The sequence below is a fragment of the Planococcus faecalis genome, assembly GCF_002009235.1.
Taxonomy (GTDB): Bacteria; Bacillota; Bacilli; order Bacillales_A; family Planococcaceae; genus Planococcus; species Planococcus kocurii.
This window is the reverse complement of sequence record NZ_CP019401.1, coordinates 1,191,354-1,204,636: the sequence shown is the minus strand read 5'-3', so window position 1 is coordinate 1,204,636 and position 13,283 is coordinate 1,191,354. Positions and strand designations below refer to the sequence as shown.

At 40.6% G+C, this 13,283-nt stretch carries 11 protein-coding genes; 4 read left to right on the top strand and 7 right to left on the bottom strand.

Annotated elements, in window-relative coordinates:
• Nucleotides 1-91 precede the first annotated feature (91 nt).
• The 3 genes from AJGP001_RS05925 to pruA form a co-directional block, all read right to left on the bottom strand.
• Nucleotides 92-1,336, bottom strand: coding sequence for a Glu/Leu/Phe/Val family dehydrogenase (locus tag AJGP001_RS05925; protein ID WP_058385838.1), 1,245 nt, complete (start codon nt 1,334-1,336; stop codon nt 92-94).
• Nucleotides 1,337-1,417: 81 nt separating this feature from the next.
• The gene (locus AJGP001_RS05920; RefSeq protein WP_058385839.1) at nt 1,418-2,611 is read right to left on the bottom strand and encodes an ornithine--oxo-acid transaminase; all 1,194 of its coding nucleotides are present in this window, start codon (nt 2,609-2,611) and stop codon (nt 1,418-1,420) included.
• Between the two features lie 74 nt (nt 2,612-2,685).
• The gene (gene pruA / locus AJGP001_RS05915; protein ID WP_071153803.1) at nt 2,686-4,230 is read right to left on the bottom strand and encodes an L-glutamate gamma-semialdehyde dehydrogenase; all 1,545 of its coding nucleotides are present in this window, start codon (nt 4,228-4,230) and stop codon (nt 2,686-2,688) included.
• Nucleotides 4,231-4,369: 139 nt separating this feature from the next.
• Here pruA and AJGP001_RS05910 point away from each other — a divergent pair, with 139 nt between their 5' ends.
• Nucleotides 4,370-5,683 (top strand): sigma 54-interacting transcriptional regulator, encoded by a 1,314-nt coding sequence (locus tag AJGP001_RS05910; protein ID WP_078080248.1) that lies wholly within the window; start codon nt 4,370-4,372, stop codon nt 5,681-5,683.
• 24 nt (nt 5,684-5,707) lie between these two features.
• Here the strand turns inward: AJGP001_RS05910 and yugI are convergent, their stop codons facing one another.
• On the bottom strand, nt 5,708-6,085 hold the full coding sequence (gene yugI, locus AJGP001_RS05905; protein WP_058385842.1) for a S1 domain-containing post-transcriptional regulator GSP13: 378 nt from the start codon (nt 6,083-6,085) through the stop codon (nt 5,708-5,710).
• An 86-nt stretch (nt 6,086-6,171) separates the two neighbouring features.
• A complete protein-coding gene (locus AJGP001_RS05900) occupies nt 6,172-8,781 on the bottom strand; it encodes an RNA polymerase sigma factor (RefSeq protein ID WP_071153802.1) in 2,610 nt (869 codons plus the stop codon).
• 151 nt (nt 8,782-8,932) lie between these two features.
• Between AJGP001_RS05900 and AJGP001_RS05895 the strand changes: the two genes are divergently transcribed.
• Nucleotides 8,933-10,267, top strand: a complete 1,335-nt coding sequence (locus AJGP001_RS05895) for a sodium-dependent transporter (RefSeq protein WP_071153801.1) — start codon at nt 8,933-8,935, stop codon at nt 10,265-10,267.
• Nucleotides 10,268-10,372: 105 nt separating this feature from the next.
• Nucleotides 10,373-10,585, top strand: a complete 213-nt coding sequence (locus AJGP001_RS05890) for a helix-turn-helix domain-containing protein (protein ID WP_058385845.1) — start codon at nt 10,373-10,375, stop codon at nt 10,583-10,585.
• A 49-nt stretch (nt 10,586-10,634) separates the two neighbouring features.
• Here AJGP001_RS05890 and AJGP001_RS05885 read toward each other — a convergent pair whose 3' ends face one another.
• Both AJGP001_RS05885 and AJGP001_RS05880 read right to left on the bottom strand, forming a co-directional pair.
• Nucleotides 10,635-10,895 (bottom strand): DUF1871 family protein, encoded by a 261-nt coding sequence (locus AJGP001_RS05885; RefSeq protein ID WP_071153800.1) that lies wholly within the window; start codon nt 10,893-10,895, stop codon nt 10,635-10,637.
• Nucleotides 10,896-10,996: 101 nt separating this feature from the next.
• Nucleotides 10,997-11,692 (bottom strand): peptidylprolyl isomerase, encoded by a 696-nt coding sequence (locus AJGP001_RS05880; protein ID WP_071153799.1) that lies wholly within the window; start codon nt 11,690-11,692, stop codon nt 10,997-10,999.
• Nucleotides 11,693-11,876: 184 nt separating this feature from the next.
• Between AJGP001_RS05880 and AJGP001_RS05875 the strand changes: the two genes are divergently transcribed.
• Nucleotides 11,877-13,109 (top strand): MFS transporter, encoded by a 1,233-nt coding sequence (locus tag AJGP001_RS05875; protein WP_071153798.1) that lies wholly within the window; start codon nt 11,877-11,879, stop codon nt 13,107-13,109.
• Nucleotides 13,110-13,283 lie beyond the last annotated feature (174 nt).

The window sequence follows — 13,283 nt, the reverse complement described above, 5'->3', positions numbered from 1 at the left end:
CAAATAATAGTATGTAGTCTCTTATAGAAAAAAGCAAAAGATTGAGACTAAAAAACCGCCTGGAAAGGATTCCAGGCGGTTTTTTCATATCTTATACCCATCCACGGAAGCGTGAAGCTTCAGCAGTTCTACGAGCACCGACCATGTAAGCAGCTAAACGCATATCGATATTACGCGTAGTAGCGACATTATAAACATTTTCAAATGCATCAATTAGCTTTTTGTTAAGCTTTTCGTCCACTTCTTCTTGTGTCCAATAATAACCTTGGTTATTTTGCACCCATTCAAAGTAAGAAACCGTAACTCCACCAGAACTTGCTAAAACGTCAGGCACCAAAAGGATTCCGCGTTCTGTCAAAATTTTAGTAGCTTCAGCAGTCGTAGGACCGTTTGCTGCTTCAACCACAATAGAAGCTTTAATGTTATTCGCATTTTCTACCGTAATTTGATTAGCAATCGCTGCCGGTACCAAAATATCGCAATCTAATTCAAACAACTCTTTGTTTGTGATGGTGTTATCAAATAAAGTTGTAACCGTACCGAAACTATCACGACGGTCCAATAAATAATCAATATCTAAGCCATCCGGATCATGCAAGGCACCGTAAGCATCTGAAATTCCAATTACTTTTGCTCCAGCGTCGTGAAGGAATTTCGCTAAGAAACTTCCTGCATTACCAAAACCTTGAATGACAACACGTGCCCCTTGCATATTTAGGCCGCGTTTTTTCGCAGCTTCGTTAATACAGATAGTAACTCCTTGTGCAGTCGCTTTGTCCCGGCCTTGAGATCCACCAAGAACAATTGGCTTACCTGTAATAAAACCAGGGGAGTTATACTCATCGATTTTGCTGTATTCGTCGTACATCCAAGCCATAATCTGTGAGTTGGTGAATACATCTGGTGCTGGAATATCTTTGTTCGGCCCAACAATTTGACTAATCGCGCGAACGTATCCACGACTCAATTTCTCAATCTCGTGCATGGACATTTCACGTGGGTCGCAAATGATGCCACCCTTCGCTCCGCCATAAGGCAATTCCACAATTCCACATTTTAATGTCATCCACATTGATAAAGCAATTACTTCATCACGATTTACATCCGGATGAAAACGGACTCCACCTTTTGTCGGTCCAACTGCATCACTGTGTTGAGCGCGGTAACCTGTAAAGACTTTTGTTTTGCCGTCATCCATACGCACTGGAATGCGTACTTCTAAAAGCCGCATTGGTTCTTTTAGAAGTTCGTACATCGCATCTTCGTAGCCAAGCTTATCTAATGCAGTTTTAATAACATTCTGTGTAGACGTCAACAAGTTCAAGTTTTCAGCCATTGTATTAGTTCGCCTCTTTATATTTAATATTTACTCATATTCTAGTGTAACACATGTCAAGATTTGTGTGCCATGCAGAAATTAATTAGCGAATACTTTTTGAATGCGTTCAATCGCCCAATCCAATTCTTCTTTTGAAATAATTAGTGGCGGTGCAAAACGGATAACCGTATCATGTGTTTCTTTGCATAAAAGACCTAACTCTTTTAGTTGTTCACAATATGGTCTTGCTGCTTCAGTCAATTCCATACCGATGAACAATCCGCGACCTCTAACTTCTTTAACAGAAGGGTGTTTGATTTCACGCAATTTGCCCATGAAATATTCACCTAGTTCTTGAGAGCGCTCAGAAAGTTTTTCATCAAGCAATACTTCTAAAGAAGCTACTGAAACTGCACACGCAAGCGGATTGCCACCAAAAGTAGAACCGTGTGATCCTGGATTGAATACACCAAGAATGTCTTTGTCAGCTACCACACATGAAATTGGGAATACTCCGCCCCCAAGTGCTTTACCTAAAATGTACATGTCCGGGTTTACATCTTCCCATTCGCAAGCAAACATTTTACCTGTACGAGCAAGTCCACACTGAATTTCGTCAGCAATAAACAACACATTATTTTCACGACAAAGTTCTCTCGCAGCTTTTAAGAAGCCTTTTGGTGGCATGATAATTCCAGCTTCACCTTGAATTGGTTCGATTAAGAAAGCAGCTGTATTTGGTGTAATAGCATTTTTCAATGCTTCTAAATCACCAAAAGGAATTAAGTTGATACCCGGAAGCATTGGTCCGAAGCCTTTACGGTATTCAGGATCCGAAGATAATGAAACAGCTGTCATTGTTCGGCCATGGAAGTTTCCGTCACACGCAATAACTTCTGCTTGATTTTCTGCAACGCCTTTTACATCATACGCCCAACGACGCGCAGCTTTGAAAGCGGTCTCAACTGCTTCCGCACCAGTGTTCATCGGCAACGCCATTTCCTTACCAGAAATATCGCAAATCATTTCATACCAAGGAGCTAATTTATCATTGTGGAATGCGCGTGAAGTCAATGTAACACGGTCCGCTTGATCTTTTAATGCTTGAATAATTTTCGGGTGACGGTGCCCTTGGTTTACAGCTGAATACGCTGACAGCATATCCATGAATTTATTGCCTTCTGGATCTTTTACCCAAACACCTTCTGCTTCTGTAATAACGATTGGTAGCGGATGGTAGTTATTAGCCCCGTATTTTTCTGTTTGTTCAATGATTGTTTGTGTCTGTGTCATGTAATTTCCTCCTTTTAAAAAAAGGCAGACAGTCGTCCGCCTTTTAATGAATGATCATACCCTTTGGTTATAGATTAATACATTTCAGAAGTAGTTTTTGCTTGCATATGAAGACCGATGTAATCAGGTCCGCCTGCTTTTGAATCAGTTCCAGACATGTTGAATCCACCGAATGACTGATATCCTACGATTGCGCCTGTGCAGCCGCGGTTAAAGTATAAGTTACCTACGTGGAAATCTTCACGCGCTTTTTCAAGGTTAGCACGGTTGTTTGTAATTACTGCACCAGTCAAGCCGTATTCTGTGTTGTTTGCAATTTCAATTGCATGATCGAAATCTTTTGCTTTCGTTAGACCCACCACTGGACCAAAGATTTCTTCTTGCATGATACGTGCTTGTGGATCAAGATCAGCAAAGACAGTTGGGTTTACGAAGAAACCTTTAGAATTGTCTCCGTCTCCACCAGCTACAAGACGTCCCTCTTGTTTCCCAATTTCAATATAGCTCATGATTTTATCGTACGAGTTGCCGTCGATAACTGGGCCCATATAGTTTGATTGATCAGTTGGGTCACCAATCGTCAATTCTTTTGTCAATTCGATAACGCGTTCAAGAACTGTATCGTATACATCTTCAACGATGACTGCACGTGATCCAGCAGAACATTTTTGTCCACTAAAGCCGAATGCTGATTTTACAATTGATTGTGCTGCAAGTTCAAGGTCTGCTTCTTTATCTACGACCATTGTGTTTTTGCCGCCCATTTCAGCGATCAAGCGTTTCATCCAAATTTGTCCTTCGTTCACTTTAGCAGAACGTTCTGCAATGCGAAGACCCACTTCTTTTGAGCCTGTGAACGAGATAAAGCGAGTGTTCGGGTGATCAACTAAGTAGTCGCCAACTTCAGATCCTGGTCCAGGAATAAAGTTAACAACACCTGCAGGCATACCTGCTTCTTCAAGAACTTCAATGAATTTGTAAGCAACCACTGGAGTTGTTGAAGCTGGCTTCAATAGTACAGTGTTACCTGCTACCATCGCTGCAACAGCCGTTCCAGCCATAATTGCAAAAGCAAAGTTCCAAGGTGAGATTACAACGCCTACACCTAAAGGAATGTAGTCATAACGGTTGTCTTCGCCCGGACGGCTTTCTACATGCATGCCGTCTTTCAGACGTAGCATTTGGCGCGCATAGTATTCCATGAAATCAATTGCTTCAGCTGTATCAGCATCTGCTTCGTTCCAAGGCTTACCTGCTTCTTTAGTCAAAAGTGCTGAGAATTCGTGTTTGCGACGACGCACAATTGCAGCTGCTCTCATCAAAACGTCAGCGCGAATTTCTGGTTTTACTTTTTTCCACGTTTTAAATGCTTCGTCAGCTGCTTGCATCGCTTTCTCAGCTAGTTCTTTGTTTGATTTTGATACTCGACCAATCAATTCTTCTTTGTTTGAAGGGTTGAATGAAATAATTTTATCTTCAGTAGTGATGCGTTCTCCACCAATAATTAACGGATAGTCTTGTCCAAGATAAGCTTCAACTGTTTTCAAGCCCTCTAGGTAGTCTTTGCGATTTTGGTCAACTGAGAAATCTGTGAATGGTTCGTGTTTGTAGGGAATCATGTAAATCCTCCTTGAGTTTTAAGTAAGCGCAAAAAAAATTTGCACTTTCAAACTGTTTCCACTTATAATAATGCAAAAGATTGTTGCATAATTCAAGTGTTTTCGTTTAAAAAATCAAAATAATTTTGGAGTGAGCGTTTTGAAGACTGAAAACATCGACTTATCCCCGTTCTATAAATTTGCTGGAGAGCACGTGGCTATTGGTATTCATGCCATAGATATGAAAGGTAAAACTATTTTATATAATAAAAAGATGCGTGAAATTGAAGGATTCGATTTCGAAGAACTTGCCGATCGTTCACTGCTTGAAATGTTTCGTTTTGATCAACATGAGAGTACGTTACTCCAAGTTTTGCAAAGTGGCACGCCTGTTTTCAACGTCAAACAAACGTATTGGAACCGAAAAGGGCAAGAAATTACGACGATAAATGATACTTACCCGGTAGTTGAGGGAGATGCATTAATTGGGGCAATCGAATTATCACGTGACGTCACTACACTTGAAAAAGTAATTTATCAACCTTTAAGAAAATACGATGAGCCTATTACTTTCTCGGCAATTACTGCTGTTTCTAAGAGTATGAGAAAAGTGATTGATACTGCCGAAAAAGCCGCTACCGCTAAATTACCTGTTCTTCTTGTAGGAGAATCAGGGACTGGTAAGGAACTAATTGCCGAGGCTATTCACTGGGCACAGTCTTCGGTTAGACAGATGTATACGCTGTACTGTCATGGAACAGATGGTACCATCATCGATCAATTAGGCGAAGATATTAAAAAAATGGGCGATGGAACGATTTACTGTGAACGAATTGATTTGTTGCCTTTGTCTTTGCAAGAGCAGTTATTGATTATGGCTGAAGAACGTTCACGAGGAAATACCTATTTTATTGCGAGTGTTGGTGAAGATCCGGTTGAATTGATTACTTCACACAAGTTGCTGAAGGATTTGTATTATTTCTTTTCGTCGATGACCATTAAAGTAGAACCGCTGCGTTCACGGAAAGAGGACATTTTGCCGTTTGTTGACGATTATTTTTCTCGTCACCGAATGAAAGTAGGTTCGGTTGTTCGCGGATTGGATTTAGAAGTGACTGATTTGCTTCATGCTTATGACTGGCCAGGAAATTTAAAAGAACTTGAAGTGCTGCTCGATGAAATAACGTCGATGCTAACAACACAAGAAATTATAACTGTAGACATGCTGCCTTATCACTTTAAACTAAAGACCAATTTGAACGGCGCACAAAATCCTGAAGATTTTATTGTTCAATCCACCACAGAGTTGCTACCACTTGAGGATTATTTGTTTGAAGCGGAAATGTATTATTTGCAAAAAGCGATGGATTTACATAGTGGCAATGTGACAAAAGCCGCTGCCGCTCTTGGCATGAGCCGTCAAAATTTGCAGTACCGTCTACGTAAAATCAAGAAAAACGAAGCACAGACATGATGTCTGTGCTTCGTTTTTTGTTTATTACTGTTGACCAGAACGCTTGATCCACTCTTCCATTTTTTCCTTCAAAGAGTTAAATCCTTCAGAATCACTTTCGTTCACATGTGACTGAAGAGATTGTTTTGGTTTTTCAGTTTTTTGAGCTGCTACTGGCTGCTCTTGAAGTGCACGGATTGACAAGCTGATTTTTTTAGATTTTTCATCAACTTCCAATACTTTCACGTCAACTTCTTGTCCTACTGCCAAATACTCACTAACTTCTTTTACGTAACCGTGAGTGATTTCTGAAATGTGGACCAAACCTTGTGTTTGATCGTCTAAAGCTACGAATGCGCCGTATGGCTGGATTCCTGTAACTTTACCTGAAACCTTATCGCCTGTTTGGTATGTTTTTGTCATGTTTACCCGCTCCTAGTCATATCTAATTGTCCTGTACACCTATTGGCATCTGTATATTATAGCACAACTATATGCTGGGAGCAAAATCAGTATTCATTTATATTCGACATTCGCCAGCCATCTTTGGTTTTATCCATGTTAAACATTTCAGGAAACAGATTTCCCTGTGCCGTTGTATAGTATTGTATTTCCACTGTCCCTCCACGTCCCAGTGGATGATTTGGAGTAAAATGGCTCCTAAATGTCAATTGTGCCAATTCAGAAAATGGCCGGAAATTTTTCAATGCTAATAAATCGACAAACTCTTCATCAGTCAAATGGGTTTCTATCATCAATTTTTTCATCATTGGAACGTCTTCATTTTCAACAGCCTTGAAAAACATGGCTGCAACTTCGGCTGGCTTAGCCTCCGTTAGAAGTTGTGCTTGGAAATCAGTAGCAAACGATGCATACAAAGACTCAACGGCTTGATTGAATTGTTGATCTTCTCCTTGCAAATCGTAACTTTCATATTGGCGATAGTCGATTTGCCAAATTTGATCTTTTTCTGTAACCAACAGTAGATCCAATTGTTCATCAAACTCATACATGTCAATTCCCGGATATATATAAACCTTGTCTTTTACTCTTTGTGTATATGAACTATTAGAAAGTTCAACCCATCTCGCTGTTTTCGTCAGCTCAGGAATTTTCCTCCACTCTTTAATGAATGTTTCAAGTGTTGGCTTTGACGGACTGTCCGCTAACAGGTGCCATTGCGTGGTTGCATCTTCTTGTTTGTTGGCATAGTGATACATAAACAAGACATCCAACGGCGATACACCTGATAAAAGCTGTAAATCATAGGACGCTTCAAATGATTCATACAAAGATTGGATGCGACTGTAATCAAAATCTTTCAAATCAACAAATTCGTCTTCAAGCTTTAAGTTGCCATTGGGTAATTTGTTGGCCAATTCGCCTGACTTTTCCATCGCTAACGCATCCATCACATGATGAAACTCTAATTCGTCATAGATTGTCGAAGTGGTCCAATCGCTCGCTTCCATTTCTTTTAAAATGGGCAGCATGATAAACGCCATCGGATTAGAAGAAGCGATACTACTCCAGGCAATTCGGTAATCCATTTTCACTTTTCCTGGCTCATCAAAGACCGGCGAATTGTCGCTGCCCTTAACTAATTGCCAAAAAATTTGCTGATAAGCAATTTCGATGCTACTTAACAAAGCCGAACTTGGTCCCTCTTCAAGCAATGCCGCTTCCATAGCAAACAAATGATAAGGAATGCTTTCAAGAGGTAGCAAAAAACCACTATTATCAAAATAAGGTTCACTGCTAAGTAAATGCAAATATTGCCCGGCGTGCAGATCTCCCATAACAGGTTGCTGTTGCGTAAGATTGTCGACATTTCGAACCGTTCTAAAATAACTATTTTTCGGGTGGGCAATTGGCGTTAAATTATATTCTGGTAATGCCTCTACAACTAAACGTAATTCTTCCGGATAACTACTAGCTTGTGCTAACAGTTTTTCGGGTGACAATTGATCCATCACAATCGTTGACTCTAACTCTTGTTGGTATTTTAGGAGCAGGTTGTCTACAAACAAACGTAATTCATCCGTTTTCGCTGCATAATCCAATAAAAAATCTTCCGTTTCAGTGCTTAACATTGGGTTCGGACCAGCTAAAGAGTCAACCATTCCTCTCGGTGTTTCAATCTTCCTAAAAAGACGATCGACAACAACTTGCATGTGAATGGGATCGTCTTTTAATGACTTTTGCATGTTATCGCTGAAAACCCGCTCCATTTCAGCGTCTGCCTGTTTAACGTATGCTAATTGTTCAAACTGTTGCGGCGTCATTCCTAAACGTTCGGGAGCTGTTTTCTTAATGGTGTCGTATTGCGACTGCCAATCCGTCATCATCTTATCAGTCACTATTTCAGATTGTTCGAGTTCTGTTGCGCCTGAAGTTTTTGCTTGTTGGTCGTTTACAGTAAAACTGATGCCGATGACGAGCGCTAGAAAAAGACCTGCAGTCCCAAGAAACATCGCTGATTTTTTGCTCAGTGGCTGCGGTGTGGAAGACGTTTTTACACTTTCTAGATTTAGTGTTTCTTCATCTGACCGCTGAATATCTAGTTCTATTGGTGATAGTGGGACAAAACGTTGATAAGATTTCTGGAGCATGGTCAACCTTTGCACCAATTGCGTTTCATTTAAATTCATCGTAAGCCGAATCGTACGCAGTCCCTCATCAATAGCTTGCTGTACTTGTTGCTCTGAAATCTCTAGTATGGCCGCTATGTCACGAAGCGAAAAATGATGAAAATAAAATAAAACGATAGGCACTCGCTGAGGCGGTAGTAAATTTTGTAATTCGTCGTGCAGTTCTTGATCTTCTTGAAAACTAAGAATCATCGGAAGATCCGTGCTTTCACCTCGGATTGGCTGTATTGAAACGCGTTGAATCAGTAACTGATAAAGTTGGATTTTTGCTTGTTCCGGCGTAAGTTGTCCAAGGTGTTTTTGCAGTTCTAGCAAACTAGTTTTTTGGAATTCTGGCAGTGTCGGGTAGCGGACACCCAATTGATAAGCAAAGCGGCCCATGTCAGGAAAAGCACTCTCAACCCAACAATAAAGCGAGGCTGTATCCCCTTTTTGAGCTTGTCTAAAATGATCGTTTGCGGAAGTCATTGCCACACTCCTCTTATAGTTGGAATAATCACTTTTTTACTAATTCTTGTTTATTATACGACTCTTCCTACAAAACGTTTCAAATACTGCTATTTTTTTTTGTGTAGCTCGTGTAAAATGAGGAAATCTATATGAGATAGGAGTGACGAATTTGGAAAAACGCGATCAATGGAGCTCTAAGCTAGGCTTTATCTTAGCGGCAGCAGGAAGTGCTATTGGCTTAGGAGCTATTTGGAAGTTCCCATACGAAACTGGCGCAAATGGTGGCAGTGTTTTTATTCTGCTGTTCATTATAAGTACGATCGCAATTGGATTACCGATTCTACTCGCTGAATTTGTCATTGGCCGCAGAGGTCAGGCTGATGCGGTCACTGGATTGAAAAAACAAGCCCCTGGCAAGCCTTGGTATTTAATCGGCTGGTCTGGATTTATCTTTTCGTTCCTCATTTTGTCTTTTTACAGCGTTGTGGGCGGATGGGTATTGTCTTACCTAGGTCGTTCTATTCTATTCCAATTGTCTGATCTGGGGGACGACGAATTTGCAGAACTGTTCACAGGCATTATTACAAATCCATGGGAAGTGCTGCTTGCACAAGCTGCCTTTATGGGATTGACGGTGTGGATTGTACAAGGTGGCATTAAAGGAGGCATCGAGCGTGCTAGCAAAATTATGATGCCTGCTCTATTGATTTTCTTTGTAGTACTCATGATTCGGTCGTTAACACTTGATGGTGCGATGGAAGGTGTACGCTTTATGTTCGTTCCAGACTGGTCTTTCTTTAACTTTGAAACGGCATTAGTGGCACTCGGTCAAGCCTTTTTCTCACTAAGTGTCGGTGTGGCAGGAATGATTACTTATTCATCCTACTTATCAAAATCAGAAAATCTGACGCGTTCTTCTATTAGTGTTGTGTCATTAAATATCGTTATCTCAATTATGGCGGGATTGATCATCTTCCCAGCTGTTTTCTCTTTAGGCTATACACCTGACCAAGGTCCAGGGCTAGTATTTATCATTCTGCCTGCGATTTTCGATCAATTGTTTATGGGACAATTTTTAATGATCATTTTCTTTATTCTGTTGTTATTTGCAACATTAACCTCTTCTATTTCCATGCTGGAGATTACCGTTTCCATTGGCGTCAAAAACAAATACGATCGCCGTCGTCGTGTTGCGCTAATTTTTGGCTTGATGATTTTCATCGTCGGAATTCCAAGTGCTTTGTCGTTTGGCGTTATGCCGCAAGAAGTTTTCTTCGGTTTCACATTTTTTGACTTCGTCGATACCTTGACTAACCGAATCGGATTGCCTTTAGGCGCTCTATTCACTGCATTATTTGCAGGTTATGTTTTGACAAAAGAAGACGTCCATAACGAACTTCCGCAACAAAAACTATGGGTCGATATCTGGCGAGTAGTAGTTCGCTATATCGCACCGATCGCTATTATTGTTGTTTTCATTCAAGGAATTATTGCCATTTTTTGACTCAGCTGTTTGAAAAATGCCACAACTTGTCCTATCGAAAGTTTTCACGACATGATAGTATATAACTTATAGAAGAAAGTTTCTTATGAGAAGGAGTGCATGATTATGAAAAACGACTTACACGCTCAATTAAAAGCGCTTCGCGAAGAACGCGGGCTATCATTAGACGAACTGGCTTTAAAAACAAGAATTGGTGTTGCTAAACTGCAAGCCTATGAAAGTGGCGAAGAAGTACCATCAACTCAAACAATCATGATTCTTTCAAATGCATTAGAAGTTCCTGCTTCTAATTTAGTAGACGGATTAGAATCTAACTAAAACAAGAAAAGAGCTTTCAGCGAATTCCGCTGAAAGCTCTTTTCTTGTTTTAAATAATGTGTTTGGCTTCGTATTTAACTGCCAGCAGTTTGTAGGAAATGTCCACACATTGCTCTAACGGAATCCATTTTCCAAACGACAATTCGTAGCTAGTTTGAATTGTTTTTGCGAGATCTGAAGGATGGTCTAAAATCTGCAATTGAGCAACGACATCTCCAATTTCTTTACCATATAATTCGGAGCCAATAGCAAAAGGATCCCAATACTTCATGATTGCAACCGCTCTTCTGTTCATTTCACTCGTGTCCATTTGTTTTCACCTGACATTTCTCTATTGTTAAGGGCTATAATAGCACATAAATAGAAAAAGAAAAGCAGAAAAAACCGATTAGACCGTTTTTCGATGCTCTCTTATTGCTGAAGAATTTTAATAGAGTCGATGGTCACATCTGTAACTGGCTTTTCAGCTTCGGTTTCAACTGCTGCGATGGCGTCTACTACATCCATTCCTTCAATCACTTGACCGAATACGGTGTGTTTGCCATCAAGCCAAGGCGTGCCTCCTTGTTCTAGGTAAGCGTCTTTAATTTCCTGCGGGTATTCGGTTGCAAACATATCCGCTGTTACTTCTGGTGCTTGGACAATGAAAAACTGGCTGCCATTCGTGCCCGGTCCTCCGTTAGCCATCGCTAAAGCTCCCCGAATATTAAACAGATGGTCGTTAAACTCGTCTTCAAACGGCGCTCCATAAATACTTTCACCACCGCCACCTGTACCCGTTGGATCTCCTGTTTGCAACATGAAATTTTCAATGACTCGGTGGAAAGTCAGACCGTCGTAATAGCCTTCTTCTGCATGTGTCAAAAAATTTTCCACTGCTTTTGGTGCAATGTCCGGAAACAGTTTGATTTGCATAGCGCCCATGGACGTCGTCACTTCAACAAGCGCTTCGTTGTCTGCAACTTCTGTTGATAATTGCGGATAGCCGTCCACTTCCACTTTCGCACTTTCGGTTGTTGTTGTTGTTGTTGTTTCCTGTTCTTCTTGTCCTGAGCATGCACTTAGGAACAACGCTAATAAAACTGGTGCCACAATTATTTTTTTCATCTTTTTCACCCCGTTTTATTTTAGCATAGTTTCATTCAACAAAAGAACTCGCTTTGTAAGCGAATAGCGTATACTGACAGGAGACAGAACAGTTTGAATTAATCAATAAAACCCAGCTCTTTCTTCGTGTGACGAAGTATTATATAATGAGAGCAGATGCTTTGTTCAGAAAGAAGGGTTCTTTATGGACACTCAGAAAAAGAATTTCTTTATTATTATGTTCACTAACTTTTTAGTAGCTGGTAGCACTACCATGATTATGCCATTCTTATCTCTTTATATTGAATCACTCGGGAATTTCACAGATGAATATGTGCAACGTTGGTCTGGTCTAGTCTTTGGCGTTACGTTCGTTGCGGCTTTGATCATGTCGCCTATTTGGGGACGCATTGCTGATAAATACGGCTTTAAGCCTATTTTAATCATTAACGGCTTTGGTATTGCCATTAGTATTTTTTTAATGGGAACCGCTGATTCCGTCTCAGAACTGTTTATGATTCGTTTGTTCATGGGTGTAGTAACTGGATTTATCCCGACTTCCTTGGCTTTTGTCAGCTCTCAAACTTCCAAAGAGACAGCAGGGAAAACTCTCGGCACGCTTCAAATGGGCAGTGTATCCGGCACATTGTTCGGTCCAGTTCTTGGCGGCTTAATGGCAGATGCTTTTGGTTTTAAATATACATTCTTGATTACAGCTACTGTCATTACCATCGCTGCATTGTTCGTCGTGTTTGGCTTGCACGAAGTTAAACGACTGAAAGTAAAAGGTGCTCACGTTTACGCACCGAAAACAATCGTCAGCGGAATTTTAAATCATCGTTTAATGCTCAACGTTATGATCATCACAGCATTTATTCAAATTGGGAATTTCAGCATTCAGCCCTTGTTGTCGCTGTATGTGGCAGAACTAACAGAAGGAAGTACGCAAGTCGCTTTTCTAGCGGGTATTACTTTCAGTGCCACTGGCGTAGGGAACCTTCTTTTTGCTCGGCGCTGGGGACGACTAGGCGATTCTATCGGTTACGAGAAGGTATTAGGTTTTCTACTTTTGCTGTCTTTTATCTTTATCATCCCGCAAGCTTTTGTCACAGAACTTTGGCAACTCATCATTTTGCGGTTGTTCTTCGGAATGGCAGTTGGCGGAATGATTCCAACGACAACTGCTTTGATGCGTCGGGAAGCGCCAATTGAAATTCAAGGAGAAATAATGGGTTACAATACGAGCTTCCGCTTTCTTGGAAACATTATCGGCCCAATGTTCGGTGGGATTATCAGCGGTGTGATTGGCATCTCTTCTGTCTTCATCGTAACGGGCGTGTTGTTTATCTTCGCATTCATCTTTCTACGGTCTACATTAGCAAAACCGCAGCAAGATTTTGAAGACGTCCTGCTCGAACAAGAATTAAAAAACACGTAAACCAGGTTTCTACTAGAAAACCTGGTTTTTTTGTGTCTTTTTTTGATTTCACAAAATTAACTTAATTGGCTTTCTTCCTATTTCTAAAGTTTGCAAAAAGTAAAGCTGATCTTGGTCCATTAGTAGACGGGCGGTGCAAATCCACTCGATTTGCGTTATAATTTCTAATTAGAA

Coding starts and splice junctions, on each gene's coding strand:
- AJGP001_RS05920 (WP_058385839.1), bottom strand. CDS start 2,611: ATGACACAGACACAAACAATCATTGAACAAACAGAAAAATACGGGGCT.
- AJGP001_RS05890 (WP_058385845.1), top strand. CDS start 10,373: ATGAAAAACGACTTACACGCTCAATTAAAAGCGCTTCGCGAAGAACGC.
- yugI (WP_058385842.1), bottom strand. CDS start 6,085: ATGACAAAAACATACCAAACAGGCGATAAGGTTTCAGGTAAAGTTACA.
- AJGP001_RS05875 (WP_071153798.1), top strand. CDS start 11,877: ATGGACACTCAGAAAAAGAATTTCTTTATTATTATGTTCACTAACTTT.
- AJGP001_RS05880 (WP_071153799.1), bottom strand. CDS start 11,692: ATGAAAAAAATAATTGTGGCACCAGTTTTATTAGCGTTGTTCCTAAGT.
- AJGP001_RS05925 (WP_058385838.1), bottom strand. CDS start 1,336: ATGGCTGAAAACTTGAACTTGTTGACGTCTACACAGAATGTTATTAAA.
- AJGP001_RS05900 (WP_071153802.1), bottom strand. CDS start 8,781: ATGACTTCCGCAAACGATCATTTTAGACAAGCTCAAAAAGGGGATACA.
- AJGP001_RS05885 (WP_071153800.1), bottom strand. CDS start 10,895: ATGGACACGAGTGAAATGAACAGAAGAGCGGTTGCAATCATGAAGTAT.
- pruA (WP_071153803.1), bottom strand. CDS start 4,230: ATGATTCCCTACAAACACGAACCATTCACAGATTTCTCAGTTGACCAA.